At 35.2% G+C, this 19,886-nt stretch carries 10 protein-coding genes and 1 tRNA gene; 3 read left to right on the top strand and 8 right to left on the bottom strand.

The features are described from left to right. Nucleotides 1-8: 8 nt before the first annotated feature. From HAV12_RS11960 to HAV12_RS11930, 7 genes are all read right to left on the bottom strand, one after another. On the bottom strand, nucleotides 9-8,858 hold the full coding sequence (locus HAV12_RS11960; RefSeq protein ID WP_171569863.1) for a non-ribosomal peptide synthetase: 8,850 nt from the start codon (nucleotides 8,856-8,858) through the stop codon (nucleotides 9-11). 534 nt (nucleotides 8,859-9,392) lie between these two features. Then, nucleotides 9,393-10,589 carry a PQQ-binding-like beta-propeller repeat protein gene (locus HAV12_RS11955; protein ID WP_171569862.1) on the bottom strand — a complete coding sequence of 399 codons (1,197 nt, stop codon included), beginning with the start codon at nucleotides 10,587-10,589 and terminating at the stop codon, nucleotides 9,393-9,395. Between the two features lie 470 nt (nucleotides 10,590-11,059). Next, nucleotides 11,060-11,467: a helix-turn-helix transcriptional regulator gene (locus tag HAV12_RS11950; RefSeq protein WP_171569861.1), complete on the bottom strand. Its 408-nt coding sequence runs from the start codon at nucleotides 11,465-11,467 to the stop codon at nucleotides 11,060-11,062. Nucleotides 11,468-11,755: 288 nt separating this feature from the next. Then, nucleotides 11,756-12,010, bottom strand: a complete 255-nt coding sequence (locus HAV12_RS11945) for a hypothetical protein (RefSeq protein WP_171569860.1) — start codon at nucleotides 12,008-12,010, stop codon at nucleotides 11,756-11,758. 7 nt (nucleotides 12,011-12,017) lie between these two features. Next, nucleotides 12,018-12,812 carry a serine hydrolase gene (locus tag HAV12_RS11940; RefSeq protein ID WP_171569859.1) on the bottom strand — a complete coding sequence of 265 codons (795 nt, stop codon included), beginning with the start codon at nucleotides 12,810-12,812 and terminating at the stop codon, nucleotides 12,018-12,020. A gap of 575 nt (nucleotides 12,813-13,387) precedes the next feature. Continuing rightward, on the bottom strand, nucleotides 13,388-14,773 hold the full coding sequence (locus tag HAV12_RS11935) for a S41 family peptidase (RefSeq protein ID WP_171569858.1): 1,386 nt from the start codon (nucleotides 14,771-14,773) through the stop codon (nucleotides 13,388-13,390). A gap of 617 nt (nucleotides 14,774-15,390) precedes the next feature. Continuing rightward, nucleotides 15,391-15,795, bottom strand: coding sequence for a helix-turn-helix transcriptional regulator (locus HAV12_RS11930; RefSeq protein WP_171571678.1), 405 nt, complete (start codon nucleotides 15,793-15,795; stop codon nucleotides 15,391-15,393). Nucleotides 15,796-16,404: 609 nt separating this feature from the next. Here HAV12_RS11930 and HAV12_RS11925 point away from each other — a divergent pair. Both HAV12_RS11925 and HAV12_RS11920 read left to right on the top strand, forming a co-directional pair. Further along, nucleotides 16,405-16,875: a hypothetical protein gene (locus tag HAV12_RS11925; RefSeq protein WP_171569857.1), complete on the top strand. Its 471-nt coding sequence runs from the start codon at nucleotides 16,405-16,407 to the stop codon at nucleotides 16,873-16,875. Nucleotides 16,876-17,002: 127 nt separating this feature from the next. Beyond that, entirely contained in the window at nucleotides 17,003-17,662 is a 660-nt protein-coding gene (locus tag HAV12_RS11920) for a nuclease-related domain-containing protein (protein WP_205423309.1), read from the top strand. An 87-nt stretch (nucleotides 17,663-17,749) separates the two neighbouring features. Here HAV12_RS11920 and HAV12_RS11915 read toward each other — a convergent pair. Then, nucleotides 17,750-17,827: transfer RNA gene (locus HAV12_RS11915), tRNA-Val, on the bottom strand. A 264-nt stretch (nucleotides 17,828-18,091) separates the two neighbouring features. On the opposite strand from HAV12_RS11915, the gene HAV12_RS11910 reads away from it, so the two are divergent. Then, nucleotides 18,092-19,882 (top strand): ABC transporter ATP-binding protein, encoded by a 1,791-nt coding sequence (locus HAV12_RS11910; RefSeq protein ID WP_171569855.1) that lies wholly within the window; start codon nucleotides 18,092-18,094, stop codon nucleotides 19,880-19,882. The last annotated feature ends 4 nt before the right edge of the window (nucleotides 19,883-19,886 follow it).

The following is a 19,886-nucleotide window of genomic DNA, read 5'->3' as shown; positions in this document are numbered from 1 at the left end:
GTTTTGTTTTATATTTCAAAAAATTTCATCTCGTCTTTCTCTTCTAAGTCGGTTTCGGCTGAATCTTTATTGATGAAGACTGCGATGTCTTTAATCGAATTAAATTCAAATAAATCCGAAATCACCATTGTATTGGGCCACAACAATTCAATCATTTTTTGCAATTTGATCAGCTGAAAAGAAGTACCTCCCAATTCGAAAAAATTATCGGTAATTCCCACCTGATCGATGCCCAGAATGTCCTGCCAGATGATGGCCAGTTTTTCTTCTGTCTGATTTCGGGGTGCTGCGTATTCGCCTCGAATAAGGTCATCGCCTGCTATACCCGGTAAAGCTTTCCTGTCGACTTTCCCGCTGGAAGTCATCGGTAACGTTTCCAGCACTACATAAAATCCCGGTACCATATATTCCGGAAGTTTTCCCTGCAAATAGATACGGATGGCTGATTTGTCTATTTCGATTCCTCTTTCTAAAAGATAATAGGCAACCAAAACTTTTTCTCCGTTTAATTCTTTGGGAGTGGCTACTACCTGCTGGATTCCGCCATAGGCCATAATTGCATTTTCGACTTCGCCCAGTTCAATTCTGTTCCCTCTTATTTTAACCTGATTGTCAATTCTTCCCCTATAATGGATAGAACCGTCGGGTTTCCATTGGGCAATGTCACCGGTGCGATATACCTGATAGCCTGCTCTGAACGGATCGGCTATAAAACGGTCTTGTGTCAGTTCCGGAAGGTTCAGATACCCTCTGGCCACCTGTATTCCGGAGATTAATAACTCACCCGGCACACCAAATGGCTGGAGCCCGAGCGAATTATTAACGATATAGATACTGGTGTTCGCTATGGGTTTACCAATGCTTACCCCTTCTTTTAGTACATCAATTTCGCTTAAGTTGATGGCTGTTACATCAATCGCGGCTTCTGTTGGGCCATAAAGATTGTGCAACTGTGTGTTTACGAATTTTTCCTTGCATTCCTGTGCCATAAGGGCTGGAAGCTCTTCCCCACTGCACACAATATGTGAAAGGGAATTGCCTTTTTCGCTGTCTGCATCCAACAGGAAGACACCCAGCATCGAAGGCACAAAATGCACAATCGAAACTTGTTTTTTACTGATGATATCCTGTAAATAGGCCACATCTTTATGTCCTTCGGGTTTGGCAATAACAAGGGAACTTCCGGTAAGGAAAGGAAGGATCAGCTCCCAAACGGAAACATCAAATGTATAGGGCGTTTTTTGAAGAAAAACTTCTTTTTCTTCCACTGCCAGATAGTCTTTCATCCATAACAGGCGATTGTACAGGCCTGCATGGTGATTTAATACGCCTTTTGGATTTCCCGTAGATCCCGAGGTGTAAATACAGTACGCCAGATGATTGACTAAATCGCCACGTTCCTGTGTTTTTGTGCTGTAGGAATCCTGAACGGATCTGAATTTTTCAAATTCAGCCTCATCAATACTCAGTTTCAGTTTGGCATCGCTTGTGATAAAATCCACTCTTTCCTGCGGATAATGTACATCCATCGGAACATAAGCACCTCCGGCTTTTAATATTCCGAAAATAGAAAGGATCATTCGCTCACTTCTGTCCAGGATGATTCCCACTAAATCATCGGCTTCAATGGCATAATTTTGAGTCAGATAAGCGGCTAATTGACTGGATTGCCCGTCTAATTCTTTATAGGTCAATTGCATATCCTCAAATACAATTGCAATGTTATTCGGGGTTTTCGCAACTTGCGCTTCGAATACATCCAGTACTGTTTTACCGGCTGGATATTCGATAGCTGTATTGTTCAGATCGTAAAGCAAATTTTGCTTCTCCGCACTTGTCAAAACAGCTTCATTTTTTAAAACAGCATCGCCGGAATTTACTAATGTGGATAGAAAATTAAGATAGTACTGTTGCAGTTGCTCTATCGTCAATCCGTATTTTAAAGTTCTTTGCTGATTCCAGGACGCTTTTATACCATTTGCAATGGGACGAATATTTAAATCCAGGAACGTATTGGTCGCTTCAAAATTGAGTTCTGCAAATTTAAATTCGGTTACTTTTTCATCCTCCTGTACCTGAAGATCATTATAAATATGAAAATCGATATAATTAAAATGCGTATCAAAAAATGGATTCTCTCCTTTTTTGTTTAAAGAGAAACGGGTTTGCAATTCATTCAGGCTGATTCTTTCAAACTGTTTTTGAATAATCAGCAATTGATTGATTTTTTCTACAAATGATATTGCACTTCCGGCGGTTTCCTTAATTCTAAAAGGGGTTGTATTCAGGAAACAACCTAGTATTTTATCTGCATCTTCCAGCAAAGGCCTGCCGCTGGTTACCATTCCTACAATGATATCATCCTCATAGCTTAAGGTTTTTAAAGTATACAAATAGGCTGCAAAGGTTATTGTTTTTAGATTTAAACCCTGATTCTGGCTAAATTGCAGTAACGAATCATACAATTCTCCTTCAATCGTAAAATCATGTCGTTTGGAAAAATGCTCTTCTGTAAAAATATCCAGCTTTTTATATTCGCTTAGATTTTCTTTCCAAAAATCATTGTATTTGTCATTTCTTTTAATACAATTTTGCTCAAAAACATAATCCTTGTAGGTTAGTGCCAATTTGGCTGTGGTTACTTCTTTATGCTCTAAAATAGAAAGATAAATATTATTCAGTTCTGTCATTAAAGAAGCCACGCTCCATCCATCCAGTATGGCATGGTGGAATTGGAAAAGCAGATTGTATTCTTTTTCGGCCGTTTTATAAATTTTCATCCTCCATAAACCCGGTTCAGCGGTCACAAAAGAATGATGCGTTCGCTCCTGAATCATAAAGTCATTTATGGCAGCATAAATTTCGTCCTGATTTTTTGTCGAAAGATCTTCATACGCTAACTCGACCGCTATTTTTTCATAAACAAGATGCACGGGCGAACTATACCTCTCAATATTGTAGGCTGTTCTGAGGATTTGATGCTTTTCAATTAAAATCGAAAGTGCTTTACTAAATAATTCTTTGTCAAACTGTGATGTGGGTAACGGAAAAACGAACTGATCGTGATAAACTCCTTTATTTCGGGTCGCGATCGAGCCAAATAACATCCCCAATTCGATATCACTCATCGGATAAATGGAAACAATTTTTCCTTCTGAATATTCCTTATTTGATTCGTGAAGAAATTTTCTTTCTTCATAAAACTCATACGGATTAAATTCTTTTTCTAAATTTTCGAAATGTGCTTCAACTTCAGCTTTTATTGCAACTGGAATCTCACTCGCTGTTCGTTCCGTTGCTATAGATAATAATTTTTCTATGGATGGCAACGCGTAGATATCTGCCAGTTTATAATTGATGCTCAGGTCTTTATTAATTTTCGCTAAAATTCGTATGGCTCTGATGGAATCGCCTCCCAATTCGAAAAAATTATCGGTAATTCCCACCTGATCGATGCCCAGAATATCCTGCCAGATGGTCGCCAGTTTTTCTTCTGTCTGATTTCGGGGTACTGCGTATTCGCCTCGAATAAGGTCATCGCCTGCTATACCCGGTAAAGCTTTCCGGTCGACTTTCCCGCTGGAAGTCATCGGTAACGTTTCCAGCACTACATAAAATCCCGGTACCATATATTCCGGAAGTTTTCCCTGCAAATAGATACGGATGGCCGCTTTGTCTATTTCGATTCCTCTTTCTAAAAGATAATAGGCAACCAAAACTTTTTCTCCGTTTAATTCTTTGGGAGTGGCTACTACCTGCTGGATTCCGCCATAGGCCATGATCGCATTTTCGACTTCGCCCAGTTCAATTCTGTTTCCTCTTATTTTAACCTGATTGTCAATTCTTCCCCTATAATGAATAGAACCGTCGGGTTTCCATTGGGCAATGTCACCGGTGCGATATACCTGATAGCCTGCTCTGAACGGATCGGCTATAAAACGGTCTTGTGTCAGTTCGGGAAGGTTCAGATACCCTCTGGCTACCTGTATTCCGGAGATTAATAACTCACCCGGCACACCAAATGGCTGGAGCCCGAGCGAATTGTTAACGATATAGATACTGGTGTTCGCTATGGGTTTACCAATGCTTACCCCTTCTTTTAGTACATCAATTTCGCTCAAATTAATGGCTGTTACATCAATCGCGGCTTCTGTTGGGCCATAGAGATTGTGTAATTGTGTATTTTGAAATTTTTCCTTGCATTCCTGCGCCATAAGGGCTGGCAGTTCTTCACCACTGCACACAATATGCGACAGGGAATTGCCTTTTTCGCTGTCTGCATCCAACAGGAATACACCCAGCATCGAAGGCACAAAATGCACGATCGAAACTTGTTTTTTACTGATGATATCCTGCAGATAGGCCACATCTTTATGTCCTTCGGGTTGGGCAATAACAAGGGAACTTCCGGTAAGGAAAGGAAGAATCAGCTCCCAAACGGAAACATCAAATGTATAGGGCGTTTTTTGAAGAAAAACTTCTTTTTCTTCCACTGCCAGATAGTCTTTCATCCATAACAGACGATTGTAAAGGCCTGCATGGTGATTCAATACGCCTTTTGGATTTCCAGTAGATCCCGAGGTGTAAATACAGTACGCCAGATGATTGACTAAATCGCCACGCTCCGGCGTTGTTGTGCTGTAAGAATCCTGAACGGACCTGAATTTTTCAAATTCAGCCTCATTAATACTCAGCTTCAGTTTGGCATCGCTTGTGATAAAATCTACTCTTTCCTGCGGATAATGTACATCCATCGGAACATAAGCACCTCCGGCTTTTAATATTCCGAAAATAGAAAGGATCATTCGCTCACTTCTGTCCAGGATGATTCCCACTAAATCATCGGCTTCAATGGCATAATTTTGAGTCAGATAAGCGGCTAATTGACTGGATTGCCCGTCTAATTCTTTATAGGTTAATTGCGTGTCCTCAAATACAATTGCAATGTTATTCGGGGTTTTCGCAACTTGTGCTTCGAATACATCCAGTATTGTTTTACCAGCTGGATATTCTACGGTTGTCTTGTTCAGATCAAATAAAATTTCGTTCTTCTCTTCCTGAGTTAGATAATCGACTTCCTGAATGCGAATTTCAGGCTGTACTAATGCTTGTATCATTAAATTTTCAAAATGACCAAACATTCTTTCGATCAGATCACCATCGTAGATATCGGTATTGTATTCGATTCTAAGGTCTAATCCTGCTGTCTCAACGAAAAGAAAGCTAATGTCAAATTGAGCTGTTTTATTCTTAAACTCATACTTGCTTACTTCGAGATTAAGGAGTTCTTCCGTATTAATATTATTTAACTGCTCCTGGTTTTGCAGTACCACCAGAACATCAAATAAAACAGAACGGCTGGTATCTCTTTTTAAATTCAATTTTCCTGCCAGCTCATCAAAAGGATAATTTTGATGGTCGTAAGCACTTAATAAAGTTTCTTTTTGCCGTGCTACTACATCCAAAAAGCTGCTTTCTTCCTGTAATTGCGTTCGTATGGCAAGCGTGTTGAGATACAACCCCATTTGGTTTTCCAGATCCGGGTGCTCTCTTCCCGCTATCGGGGTTCCCAGTATCATATCGTTCTGACCGGAATATCTGTGCAACAGCGTGTTGATGCCCGCCATTAAAGTCATGAATAAAGTCACATCATGCTCTTTTGAAAATAGCTTTACCTGCTCCAGAAAAGCCGTTGAAAACTGGTGGCTTACCGTATTCCCATTATAGGTTTGGACTAACGGACGGGCGTTAAAACTTGGCAAATCCAGTACAGGCAGTTCTCCCGTAAACTGTGCTAACCAATATTCTTTTGATTTTTGCTGTTTTTCATTATCCAATTCTTTATTCAGCCACGCTGCATAATCTTTATACTGAATACTTAATTCCGGGAAGCTGATTTCCTTTCCTTGCAGTAATGCGTTGTAGGTTTTTACCACCTCGGCTATTAATAATTCTATCGACCAGCCATCGCCAATGATATGGTGCAGGGATAAGAAAAAAACATATTCGTCTTCTTTTAATTTGATTAAGGAAGCCCTTACGAGTGGCGCTTCTTCTAAATTAAAAGGCTTACTGTTTGTATCCTGCAGATAACTGGTAATAGCTTCCTCCTGATTTTCTGCCGAACTATAATCTTTCTCTGCTATTTTAAAGTTTACCTGTTCAGCCGGAAGTATATATTGCTGCACTTCTCCATCGTCATTGGCTTTAAAATACGTTCTTAAAATCTCATGGCGGTGCATCAATAATCTGAACGATTCTTCAAATTGCTGTGCATTAATAGTTCCGGTTAATTTTACTGTTGCGGGCATATTGTAGGCCAGGGTACCGCCGTCTAACTGACTTAATATCCATAATCTTTTTTGTGATGCCGTTATGGGATATGAAGGAGCTTCGGGAGTCTTCGGGATTGCCAGATACTCATTTTGCTGCAATTTTTTGCTCAATTCTGCAATGCTCGGGCTTGTGAAAAACGTTTTAAAAGAAACGGTTTTGCCTAATTGTTTATGGGTTCGGTTAATGACCTGAGCAATCATTAGACTATGTCCTCCCAGCTCAAAGAAATTATCGGTTACGCCTATTTTTTCTATTCCCAGTACTTCCTGCCAAATGGCCACTAAACTTTTTTCGGTTTCATTTTGTGGTGCGACATAGGCTTTTCTGATCACATCAGCACTGGTAATGCCTGGCAGGGCTTTTCGGTCTATTTTTCCATTTGGAGTTAAAGGCAATTTATCTAACACGATATAAAAACCCGGAACCAGATAGTCCGGCAGTGCATTTTGCAGAAAACTTCTCAGTTCAGCTTTATCTATAGGTGTTGTAGCGACCAGATAGGCGGCCAGTACTTTCTCCTGATTGTTTTCTTTAACTTCAACAGCTACTTGTTTTAAATCATCGGAATACTGTAAAATTGTATTTTCTATTTCTCCCAATTCTATCCGGTATCCTCTTAATTTTACCTGAAAGTCTTTTCGACCCAAAAATTCAATATTTCCGTCGGATAACCAGCAGCCTAAATCTCCGGTATCATACAGGCGTTCTCCCGACTGAAAAGGATTTGCAATGAATTTCTCAGAAGTAAGATCCGGTTTGTTTAAATACCCTCTTCCTACTCCGGCTCCCGATACATATATCTTTCCGGCAACGCCTATTGGTAAAGGCTGCAGGGCTTTGTCTAAGATGTAAATTTTAGTATTCGATATAGGTTTACCAATTGGAATGACGGTCTTGTCAAAATCATTTTCGGACAGCTTATAAATCGACACACAAACCGCACATTCAGTTGGCCCATATGCATTATAATAATCAATTCCGGATTTTACAACCGCTATTGCTTTAGTAGGATTAGCCGATTCTCCGGCAGTAATCACACATCGCAATCCCGAAATATCCTCTTCGGATAATAATCCTAAATAACTGGGAGGAAAAGTCACTACTGTTGCTTTTGTTTCTTTTAAAAAGCCCGTAAACTGATCTTTGTCTTTTATAACTTCTTCCGTCGGAATACATAAGGTTGCACCGCTGTACAAACTCATCATAATCTCCGATATGGAGGCGTCAAAAGCTACGGAAGCAAACCATACAATCTTGTCTTCTTTACTAATTCCAAAAAAGTTAATCTGATCTAGGGACATATTGATAGTACTCGTATGCTCAATCAGTACCCCTTTTGGATGTCCTGTAGAACCTGATGTATAGATCACATAAGCTAGATCTTTCGGTGAAATTGCCGTATTGATATTCTCATCGCTAATACTGTCAAAATTTAGGGATGGCAAAGCTATTGTCTCACACTTACTGATCTCTAAGGCGACATTATCCGTAATTAAAAGTTTTAAACCACTGTCTTTGATCAGATAATCAATTCTTTCGGGAGGATAATGGGTATCTATGGGTAAGTAGACCGCACCTAATTTTAATATGGCCAGTACCGAAATGATTCCACTATCGGATTTAGGTAAAAACACACCAATAATATCTCCTTTGTTTAAGGTATGCTCAGCGGAAATATAACGGGCTAACTGATTGGCCTTTTTATTTAACAGAGCATAAGTTAAAGTCGATTCTTTGAATAATACAGCAATAGCATCCGGTGTTTGGGCAACCTGCTCTTCAAATAAATCAACTATTGTTTTATCTTTCGGATAAGCTACATCGGTAGCATTAAAATCTACTAGTAACTGATGCTTTTCTGTATCAGACAGTAATTCATAATCTGATAAATGAGCTGCGATATTATTTTCTAAATGAATGATAAACTGCCTGAAATGTTTAACCAGATAGCCAGCAATCGTTTCCTTTACAAAATCTTCCAAATACGAGACGTTAATTTCAAGATTTCCCTTCTCCTCTATTTTTACATCAAACAAAATACCGTTACAATTCAAATGAGTTGTTGCGTTAATCCCGATGCTGTAAGTAGAAAAAATACTTAAGTCGCTAAAACCGATCTTTTCAGATAAATCCCGTTTATTAAAATCGGAATAGGGTAAGGTTTCTAAAATTTCTGATTTTACTTTTTGAAGATATTCTTTAAAAGAGGAACTTAAATCTACAGGAAATGATAACAGTAAAGGATTTGATTGCTCTTTATAATCTGAAACAACGTAACCATCAAATTCAGGAACGAGCTTCTTTAACAAAAAAGAATAAACAGCACTTATAACCGTAGCCTGAGCTAACGGGTTGCCATTGGTGAGCTTGCTGAAATAGTTAAGATCTCCAGCCTCAATAGTAACACACGGAAGACTATTTTGTCTGCCTTGTACCGCAGGAACCTGTTCTCTGTTCGCTATCTTTTTCTTCCAGTATTTGGTAACTAAATAAAAATTGTTTGGGGCTGTACTCTTATCCATAACTTACGAATTCGTATTTGGTTTACAATCAGTATTCTTTTGCGATGCTTTATTTTGTTCCTTTCTTAAATACAAAGTCTAAATCATTCTTTAAAAAATGTTATTCTTTTATATTTAACTACAGGGATTTCGCACGAAAATAACAGTTCCGCTTTTCTAAAAATTACGGACTTTTCGTATAAAAGTTACGGTATTTTGAAAACAGGATATAAAACGACTTTATAAATAGGAATAAACTTATATATAAGTACGCCAAACAGATGTATTTACTTTAAATTAACAAAAGAATGACATAGGAAAATTCTGAACGATAAAACCGTCATTTTTTCTTATTCAAAAGAGTCTTTGGGAAGAGTTTTTAAAGTAAAAAATTTGCTTTAAATGCATCGATTAGGGCATTGTACTAAACAAAAAAACCTCCAAAGTCTTAATGGACTTGGAGGTTTATAATTTTGATGAAGTATTAGGAGTTACAATCCAACACCTGATATCAGTTTTTTACATTTTTCTGATTATTTAAAGTAGCTTCTTTTATTATCGAATTTTCTTTACAAATGCGCTATAAACATTATCCTTAATAGAGGTTCGCAGATAAACTTCGTTTTCGTCACTTGTTTTAAATTCAAATTGAATTAAAGCGGCGTCAGAATAATAAAATAAGGAATCATCATCCGCAAATTCAAGATTTGAAATAGGCTGGGTTGTTAATTTTGTTTCAGATGCTATTTCACCATTGGTTATGTCTAATTGAAAAAGTTTTGCTTTACGGGTATATCCCCACACATTATCACTTTCCTCAACGATGTATTCGATGGTATCATCCTTAAAGTCAGTTTTCCATAGCTGAGTTCCTGTTTTTGAATCAACAGCGTATACCGAAGAAACTTCCGGGCCTTGTGCTGCAAAATATACTTTTTTGTCTTTGCAAAATATACGTTCCTTGATATTATTTTGATTTTCATCTAATTTAAATTGCCATAAAACATCCGGTTTATTGGGACTTAGCGCATAAACTACATTTTTTTCATTTGCTATAAATACATTTTCACCATCTGTTACCGGTTTTCCGTGCATAGGTTCCTGAAAGTCTTTTTGGTAGATAAGTTTTCCGGTATTGGCTTCGAAACTATAGAGGTAGTTGCCACTCTGGGTAAAAATTTTGTTGTCAAAATAAAGAACCGGAATATCGTTATTGGCAGAATCCAGTTTATAGTTCCACAGTAAACTTCCATCTTTTAGATCCAGCGCATAAATATTTTGATTTTGAGCCGTAATAAACAATTTTCCATCATTTATAACCGGAATCTGATCTTTGAGTACAATTTGATCTGTACTATTTCCTATTCTTGATTTCCAGAAAACAGCACCGGTCTGGTTATCAATGGCGAAAATTTCACCGTTAATAAACGGAACGTATAGAACACCATCCAGCAGCGTTACTTTATTGGCGCACATTTCAGTATAAGCATCTGTAGCTTTTACAGTCCAGGCAATTTGTTCAGATTCCAGATCAAATGAAAAAAGGGAACCGTCGTAGTCATAAATGAGGACTAATGCTTCATCTAACGGAACTTTTTTAAGCGGATTTATGGCTTTATGGGAGAAGCCCTCATTAGAATTTGGAACTTTAGTATCAGAATCAGTTTTGACAGGTTTTTCTGTTGTTGGCGTCTGCCCAAACATATTGATAACCGTACATACAAATAAAAGAGTTATTAGGCTTTTTTTCATTTTTACAATTTGGGAATGTCTCCGCCAAATATAGTAAAAATATATTATAGGGTTTTAGAAGTTAAAGCGCTTTAAAAATAGAATCAGGAAGTACTTAAACTAAAAAAGGAGGCTTCAATGAAGTCACTTTTCGAATGCTGGATCTTTTTACCAATTACACTTTATGTGTATTGCATTTTGTTGTTGTTGAAAATTTACTTTTAATTTTAACTTTACAACAAAACTGTTGTAAAAGTTTTGTTGTATTTTTTTAGTCCAACAGAATATTTACAACAAAAGTGTTGTAAATATTTTGTTGTACTTTCTTAGTACAACAGAAAATCTACAACAAAAAAGTTGTAGACTTAATTTTAATTTTGGTTTTACAACAGAAATTTACACTTCATCAACATTATTAAAGTTAAGGCTCAGCAACCCAAAAAAAAGAGACCCGAAAGTCTCTTTATGCAATTTTATCTCTTTTATAAATGTTATTTACTGATTAGTTTTTCAAGCCTTGCCATCATTTCATCTTTCTCTTTTAGCATACGCTCGTACAAGGTAATTTTTTCTTCGTGGAGTTTTAATACCTCTTTTATAGGGTTAAATACTGGATGAAGATTAATTGCAGAGGCTCCATCTTTAAAATCTGAAAATGTATTAGAAATAATATTTACAGCCTGTTCCTCATCAAAATTCTGAAAAGCTTCCACCGGAATTTTCAATACTGCTGAGATTTGTTTAAGCAAACGATCTTCAATTACATCTTTTTGCTCCAGCATAGATATTTTTTTCTGATTCCATTCTTCTCCCAGATCATAAGCCAATGCCTCCTGCTTTATGTTAAGCATTTCTCTGAATCGTTTTACGTTTCTTCCCTGATGTATTTTCTGTTCCATAATGCGTATCAATTTCCTGAAGGCTCAAAGATAAAGCCATTTTGATTAAAAATTGTGAGTTTCAAAGATAAAAAAATATCCGGTAAAAGATTTATTTTGTAAGATATTATGTCTTTTTTTTGAATAGGTTATCTTTTTAAAAGAGCGGAGTTTCATTTTTTTGTCATTTCGACCGAAGGGAGAAATCACACCAGAAACTCCATGCCTAAAATCGCCAATCTTTGTCGAAGTTAGTGGGATTTCTCCTTTCAGTCGAAATGACAAACGGTGCTAAATTGATATAATAAATTAAAGGATTGCTTTCCCAATTCTAAAAGCATAATCCCCCAAATCTGTCAGGTTTGTATTGGATAGTATGATAATACTCAAGTCCTTATTTAAATAGTGAAACCAAACAGCATTTGCACCTGCGATTCTACCATAACGCTCCATTCGTTTGTATTTTCCAACATCCCTTATCCACACGCTATAGCCATAATCATCTAATCCAGGTGTTAAAAGCTCGTCCAGGGTTTCCTTTTTTAGCAGTTTAAAATCAAACAACGCATTATTAAATTTTATTAAGATCAGATGTCGTGGAATACATTGCACCGGCAGCAGAAAAATCTTCTACATAGATGGGTATGTTTGGAATTAAGTGGTCGAGACTTTTATCTTTATAATATGGTGTTGCCAGACCTTTAATCAATTTATAATGCGAAAGCAGACCTGAATTTTGCATCCCTAATGGAACAAGAATTTCCTTGTTTAATATTTCCTCAAATGGCTTCTCATAAATAACTTCCAAGATTCGACCTAAAATCATATACTCTCCATTATTATAATCGAATTTTGTTCCCGGTTCATTAACCAAATCATTTGAACAAAATTTGTTTACAATATCTTTTAATTGATATGGAAAATGATAAAATCCAATGCCATGTTTTAAAAAATTTGCATCTTTGACAGTATCCGTATTTTTCATTCCGGATGTATGATTTAATAACTGACGAACACTTACTTTATCACCACCTTTGCCTTTGTAATCAGTTAAATAGTCACGAATTTTACTATTGAGGTTAATTTTCCCTTTCTCAACAAGCTGCAGGATAAGAACAGCTGTAAATGTTTTTGTGATTGAGCAGACCTGATATTTCGTTTCATTAGTAACTTTCGAATTAAATGAACGCTCAGCAATGCCAAAGCTTTTATGATAAATGATCTTATGATTATTTTGAACCAGCACCGTTCCATTGAATTGGTTCTTAACAGCATATTCATCTAACATTTTGCTGATATTGCTTTTTTGCGCAAAACAATATGTGCTTATAAAAAGTAGAAGGATTAAATTCAAAACATTTTTCATTTTTATTAATTTTATTGAAATTCGTAATAATTTCAGGATTAGGATTAAATACTGCTTTTGTGTCTTCTTTATAAGCGTAGTGTTTACTTCGGCCCACTCTGATTTTCCACTTTTGCAGAAAGTAAAACTATTCAATCGGTATACCATTAAATTGTAAAAATGCGAACGGCACGTTATTTTTTGAATGAGAGGAAGTAATCACGGATGTATATCCTTTTCGGGGAAACTTTAGCAAATGACCGGAATGCATTTATAAAATAGGCATGGTCGAAAAAAAGCCGCTGTCTTCCAGTGACTTTGTTTGTCTTTATCTGGGCTGTCAGGGATTGGAATCGAACACTTTAATACCAATTTTGACGTTTTTCGAAAATATAAAATGAAGCATTTGGTAAAATAATAGGAGCGTTAAAAACGTTTCGCCGCTTGGCAAGATTTCAAACTTTGTAATCGTTTATTAAGGATAAGATAAAATTTATTACGAGACATAAACGTAAATTTTACAAAAAAATCGCAATTTTGCCAAAAGGCTTTTATGCCTTATAGTCAGAATTTCATTCGTCAAAGCCTAAGTTTTTCTATTTACTGTCTTTTGCTTTTTCATATCGCTCTTTTAAACCTTCTAAGTAGGGTGCTTTTTGCTCTTTTGCTAATGCAATTGATTTTTCAAAATTAATTAAAGCCAAATTTCTCTTACCATTGAGCTCAAGCATATCTCCATACGCCAAATAAGCCATTGGAGATTTTGGATATAAAACCGTATTGCTTTTTAATATTGACTCTGCTACAATAGGATTCTTTTTGATATTTTGAGAACCAAAAAAATTAATATCCCCTTCACTAAATAGATTCAAATCATTTCCTTTGGTAAAAATCTGGAGTATTTGTTGATCTATTTTAGTAATGTCACTTTCTGAATAGGATTGATTTTTTTTGTCAAGAATCCCTACTAATTCATCATATATTTTTTTTGATTCTGATGCTTTTTTGTTTCTGTACGTTTCCGCACCTTGACTTGCTAATTCAACAGCTTTAGAATAGGCACTTTCACCAGAGGTTTTTATTTCTGGAATAACTCCGGTTCCTTCCCAATTTGTTTTGGTTATCGGATTTATACCCGTACCTGTCGGAATAAAGATTTCTAAATCAGGATTTATTCTGAAAACATTACCCGGATTAGCAGCACCTCCAGTAACTTCTCCAACTAATGTAGCTCTTTTTTGACTTTGCATATTATAACTAAATTCCTCAGCTCCTGAAAAAGTTTTTGAGCCGGTAATTATAAATAAAGGGACATCAATCATTTTCTTTCCATTTACTTCATGAGTAATAGCTTCATCCTTTCGATTTCCTTGTCTAAAATAAAGCGTATTAATTAATAAATTACTCTCCAGAAAATAACTACACAAATAATTTACCGTTTTAGGATTACCACCACCATTATCCTGCAAATCAATAATTACAGCATCTGTATTTGTTAAGAGATACATATATGCATCAATAGTTTTAGTAGTTTCTGCAAGAAAAAAGTTGATGTTTAAATAACCAACATTTCCATCAATTATTTTTACCTCTTTAAAACCATTGGCTTGTTTTCTGGTATCTGCGTATGTTTTTAAATAACTTTGATAATCATTATTGAAATTTTCATGTTCTTTTGCAGGAGTAAAAGAAGTCCAAACGCCCAAATGTTTATCATTATTAACAACTCTGATTTCTTTAGTTAAGGCATGCGCGAACGAATCAAGTAATTCGTGTTTTTTAAATTTACCTTCTTTTAAACTTTTATTCAAGTGACTAATTATCAACTCCGCCTGATCTGGAAAAACATAATTTTCTTGTAATAATAAATCAATTCTACTGATAGTTTCTTTTTTGAACTTTTCATTTATTTTTTTCTGTCCAAATACATCAACTTTAAAAACAATTAAAAATAAGAAGACATATATCAAAAATGATTTCATATTTTTTCTTTAGGATTAGTAATAATATTAATATTGGACATGAATTAATCTTAATCAAATATAGCTAAATGTTTCATTAACAAATACAGCTTAACTTTTCTTTTTTTGTTGTGTCGTCTTAAAATTACTGCTAACCTTTTGCATTCTGGCCATGTGGCAGGATATGCTCCAGTTTTTTAATGCATGGTAATCTTTCGTGAATTTTAACAATAGTAAACAAAATAGAATACTATGATTGAAGTTTTTTAGTAAATTAAAAATTTTTTTTTGAGATGCGGTTTTAGTATTGATCCCTAAAAATTAAGCTAAGAATTTATGACGTATATTAACAAAAACAACGCCACTGGAATCCAATGGCGTTGTTTGTCTTTCTTTGGGCGATGAGGGGTTCGACCCCCCGACTACTTCCGATGAAATCGGAATGCTCTGAACCAACTGAACTAATTTTTGTTGTTAATTAGTTCTTGAATTTTGATTCTGCTTTTCCAGGATTTAATTTGTAATTCTCTTTTGTGAGCTTGTTCTTTAGTTTCATAGTTTTCGGTGTAAACAAGGTAGCCCTAAGCAAAAAAAGAGACCCGAAGGCTCTTTGTGCAATTTTATCTCTTTTATAAATTTTATTTACTGATTAGTTTTTCAAGCCTTGCCATCATTTCATCTTTCTCTTTTAGCATACGCTCGTATAAGGCAATTTTTTCTTCGTGAAGTTGGATCAATTTATCAATTGGATTATTATTGAAAGTTGGGCTATAATTTATCAAACCTTGAGTATCATGAAAAGTATTTGAAATAATATTTATCGCCTGTTCCTCATCAAAATTCTGAAAAGCTTCCACCGGAATTTTCAATACCGCTGAGATTTGTTTAAGCAAACGATCTTCAATTACATCTTTTTGCTCCAGCATAGATATTTTCTTCTGATTCCAGTCTTCTCCAAGATCATAAGCCAATGCCTCCTGCTTTATGTTAAGCATTTCTCTGAATCGTTTTACGTTTCTTCCCTGATGTATTTTCTGTTCCATAATGCGTATCAATATTTCTAAAGGCTCAAAGATAAAGCCATTTTGATTAAAAATTGTGCGTTTCAAAGATAAAAAAATATCCGGTAAAGCATTCTTTTTGTCAGATATTATATCTGTATTTTGAATAGATTATTCTTTTAAAAGAGCGCGATTTTTATGTCATTTCGACCAAAGGGAGAAATCACACCAGTAATTCGACAAAGATTGGCGATTTTAGGAGCGGAGTTTCTTGTGTGATTTCTCCTTGCGTCGAAATGACAAACGGTGCTAAATGAATACAATAAATTTCATTCAGTTTTAGAAAATAAAAAACCTCCAAAATCAAATGACTTTAGCGATGAGTATTATTATTATTATTATTATTATTATTATTATTATTATTATTGGGAATTACAAACCTTTTTATTAGCCATTTTCTAAAGGATTTAAATAAGATTTCCATGATAGGATAATGATTTTTTTATGCTAAAAAGGTTAATAATTGTAGTAAAAATATTTCTTATATTAGCTTCAAAAAAACATGTCTGATAGCTATAATCAACCTAAAACGATGCCGTTTTATAGCTGGAATAAATAAGTTATCCGCAAGCCAACAAAACGACAGAAGACATGATAAGAATAATATTGACAGTAGTTGTTTTACTTTTTAACTGTTTGACTTTTTCTCAGACAACAAAAAAAGAGAATTATACATTGACAATCATAAAAGGAAAAGTTGTAAAAGAAAACAAACAAACATTTTGGATAACTCCTGCAACTTTGACCAACAATACTAAAGATACATTAAGATATTACAGTATGTCTTGCTCATGGCACAGCTTTTATTCAGTTGATAATAATAAATTGCAAGTTGAAGAAAAAGATTGTGACAAAAATATTCCGATAATTTTGACACTTGCACCAGGACAATCAAGAACAGTGAAAATTAGGTTACTAATAAGTCAGACAATTGCTACTTCAAAAATAAAATTCAAAATTGGCTTCAACTTAATGAAAGTATCCGGAACTCAAAAAAACTTTAACTTTGACTTCAAAGAGCAACAGAAAAAGAAAAACATAATTTGGTCGAACATAATTTAAGATAAATGAGCAAATGGTCAGAGCAGTTAACAGTTATTACAACTTTAGTCAAAAATTCTTAAAACTAGCCGACAAATTAGGAACTTAAAAATAATATTTTATGATCATCCTTGGAGTAATTTTATTTGTGATTTTTATATTTATCTTTTTCTACATTAGAGATAAAAAATTATTAGAAACTGTTACAAAATCTCATCGCGGTACGAAAACGGAAAGAAAATTAGTTTTAAAACTTTTAAAAGCAGGATTTCCAGCGCAAACTATTTTTCACGATTTATATCTTAGCAATAAATACGGAGACTATTCTCAAATTGATTTGGTTTTGGCAACAAAAGTTGGAATAATTGTTTTTGAAGTAAAAAAATACAGCGGATGGATTTTTGGAACTGGAAATCAGCATAAATGGACACAAGTTTTAGCTTACGGAAAAGAGAAATATTATTTTTATAATCCGATTCTTCAAAATAAAAAGCATGTTGAAAATCTTAAAGCAAAGTTAACTGATTTTCAAAATATTCCATTTTTTTCAGTCGTGGTATTTTTTGGAGATTGCGAGTTTAGGGATGTCAGTTTTATTCCAAGTAATACTTTTTTAACTAAATCACCAAGAGTAATAGATGTTATAAAAAAGATTCTTAAAGAAAATGAACCTGCAAATTACAAAAGTAAACGTGATGTTGTTAATGTTTTATCCGCAGCTGTCGAAAACGGCGATAATTGGGAAATATCTGAAAAACATATTAAAAACATAAAAGACATGTTAGGTGAAGATCGAATTTTTCACTAATTAAAGAATCTTTCGTGACCGTAACGATAAGATAATAGTGCCAGATAAAAAGCATAAAAAAACTCCTTAATTTCTTAAGGAGTTTCTTGGTGGGCGATGAGGGGTTCGAACCCCCGACCCCCTCGGTGTAAACGAGGTGCTCTGAACCAGCTGAGCTAATCGCCCTATTTTATTAGGCTGCTATCATTTTGTGATTGCGAGTGCAAATATACAGCTAGAATTTGTATTTGCAAGCATATTTAGAAAAAAAATGAAATATTTTTTACAGTTTCTTTTTATTACTCTCTTTTAGAGGTTTTTAATTCAGAAATAAAAAATGACATTTAACCCGATTTAGTTAAAATATTAAATCAGGAAAGCTAATTTAGAATTATCTTTTGTATTCAGGGGCTATAATCATACATTTGCATACCTTAATACTATATTCAAATGCCAAGATATCAGGAAAACGATTTACCAAAAGCTAAATTAGACTCTAATTCACTTCAAAAAGCACTTCAAATTTTTAAATACGGTAAAAATCACAAATGGAAGTTTTTCCTGGGATTGGTTTTTCTTTTATTGACCAGTGCTACTGCCCTCGCCTTTCCTAAATTAATGGGTATGCTGGTCGATTGTGTTACCCAAAAAGACCTGAGCAGGGCCAATGAAATTGCTATTGCACTTATGGGAATCCTGACATTGCAGGCTATTTTTTCTTTTTTCAGAATTTCACTTTTTGTGAATTTTACAGAGAACTCATTGTCAAATATTCGTTTTGCCTTGTATGAAAATCTGGTAAAACTACCAATGTCTTTTTATGCTCAGAAGCGTGTCGGAGAACTAAATAGCCGAATCAGCGCCGATATTTCACAATTACAGGATACTTTTACGACTACAATTGCTGAGTTTTTACGTCAGTTAATCTTAATTATTGGTGGTTTTGTTATTCTGGGAAGCATCAGTCCGAAGCTAACTTTAATGATGCTGGCCATTGTTCCTATTGTAGCCATCGCAGCGGTAATTTTTGGAAGGTTTATTCGTAAATACGGAAAAAAAACACAGGATAAAGTGGCCGAAAGCCAGGTTATTGTGGAAGAAACCCTGCAAGGAATCAGTAATGTGAAAGCTTTTGCCAATGAATGGTACGAAATTCAGCGTTACAAAAACAAAATAAAAGAAATTGTCAAAATCGCTATTAAAGGCGGTCAGTACAGAGGTTACTTTGCTTCCTTTATTATTCTTTGCCTTTTCGGCTGTGTAGTTGCTGTAGTTTGGTACGGTATTACTTTAACGATTAAAGGTGAAGTGGAAGGTGTGGGTGATTTAATTTCGTTTGTACTTTATACCACATTTATCGGTGCCTCTTTTGGGGGAATAGCCGAAATGTATGCGCAAATTCAAAAAGCAGTTGGGGCAACAGAACGTGTTTTTGAATTATTGGAAGAAACTCCGGAAGAAATCAACGCAAAACCACGAACTACTCCTGTCGAAAAAATAAAAGGAAATGTTTCCTTCAAAAATGTGGCCTTCAGCTATCCTTCCAGAAAAGAAGTCGAGGTACTGAAAGATGTAAATTTCACAGCTGAATTCGGTCAGAAAATTGCGATTGTTGGTCCGAGTGGTGCCGGAAAATCGACTATTTCTTCATTACTTTTACGTTTTTACGATATTACTTCCGGAGAAATAACCGTTGATGGAAAAGATATCTACGATTATGATTTAGAAAATCTTCGTGGCAATATGAGTATCGTTCCGCAGGATGTTATTTTATTCGGAGGAACGATCAAAGAAAACATCGCTTACGGAAAACCGGATGCAACAGATGAAGAAATTATCAAGGCTGCCAAACAAGCCAATGCATTTAACTTTGTAGAAGGTTTCCCTGAGAAATTCGAAACTTTGGTTGGAGAACGCGGCGTAAAATTATCCGGCGGACAGCGTCAGCGTATTGCCATTGCAAGAGCCTTGCTTAAAAACCCAAGTATTTTGATTTTAGATGAAGCCACTTCGTCTTTAGACAGTGAAAGCGAAAAATTAGTTCAGGAAGCGTTAGAAGTTTTAATGGAAGGAAGAACAAGCATTATTATTGCGCACCGCCTTTCGACTATTAGAAATGCAGATAAAATTTTAGTTTTAGACAACGGAAAAATAACGGAGGAAGGTACACATCAGGAATTAATAAACCTTGAAAACGGAATTTACAAAAACCTTAGCAATCTTCAGTTTAGCAACTCATAACTAA

This window comes from Flavobacterium sp. CLA17, assembly GCF_013112255.2.
GTDB classification, from domain to species: Bacteria; Bacteroidota; Bacteroidia; order Flavobacteriales; family Flavobacteriaceae; genus Flavobacterium; species Flavobacterium circumlabens.
Note: the sequence above shows the minus strand (reverse complement) of the source record. Positions and strands in the feature narration are given on the sequence as shown.

Bases quoted from the DNA above. Each gene is read 5' to 3' on its own strand.
- HAV12_RS11960 (WP_171569863.1), bottom strand. From the start codon at position 8,858: ATGGATAAGAGTACAGCCCCAAACAATTTTTATTTAGTTACCAAATAC.
- HAV12_RS11955 (WP_171569862.1), bottom strand. From the start codon at position 10,589: ATGAAAAAAAGCCTAATAACTCTTTTATTTGTATGTACGGTTATCAAT.
- HAV12_RS11950 (WP_171569861.1), bottom strand. From the start codon at position 11,467: ATGGAACAGAAAATACATCAGGGAAGAAACGTAAAACGATTCAGAGAA.
- HAV12_RS11940 (WP_171569859.1), bottom strand. From the start codon at position 12,812: ATGAAAAATGTTTTGAATTTAATCCTTCTACTTTTTATAAGCACATAT.
- HAV12_RS11935 (WP_171569858.1), bottom strand. From the start codon at position 14,773: ATGAAATCATTTTTGATATATGTCTTCTTATTTTTAATTGTTTTTAAA.
- HAV12_RS11930 (WP_171571678.1), bottom strand. From the start codon at position 15,795: ATGGAACAGAAAATACATCAGGGAAGAAACGTAAAACGATTCAGAGAA.
- HAV12_RS11925 (WP_171569857.1), top strand. From the start codon at position 16,405: ATGATAAGAATAATATTGACAGTAGTTGTTTTACTTTTTAACTGTTTG.
- HAV12_RS11910 (WP_171569855.1), top strand. From the start codon at position 18,092: ATGCCAAGATATCAGGAAAACGATTTACCAAAAGCTAAATTAGACTCT.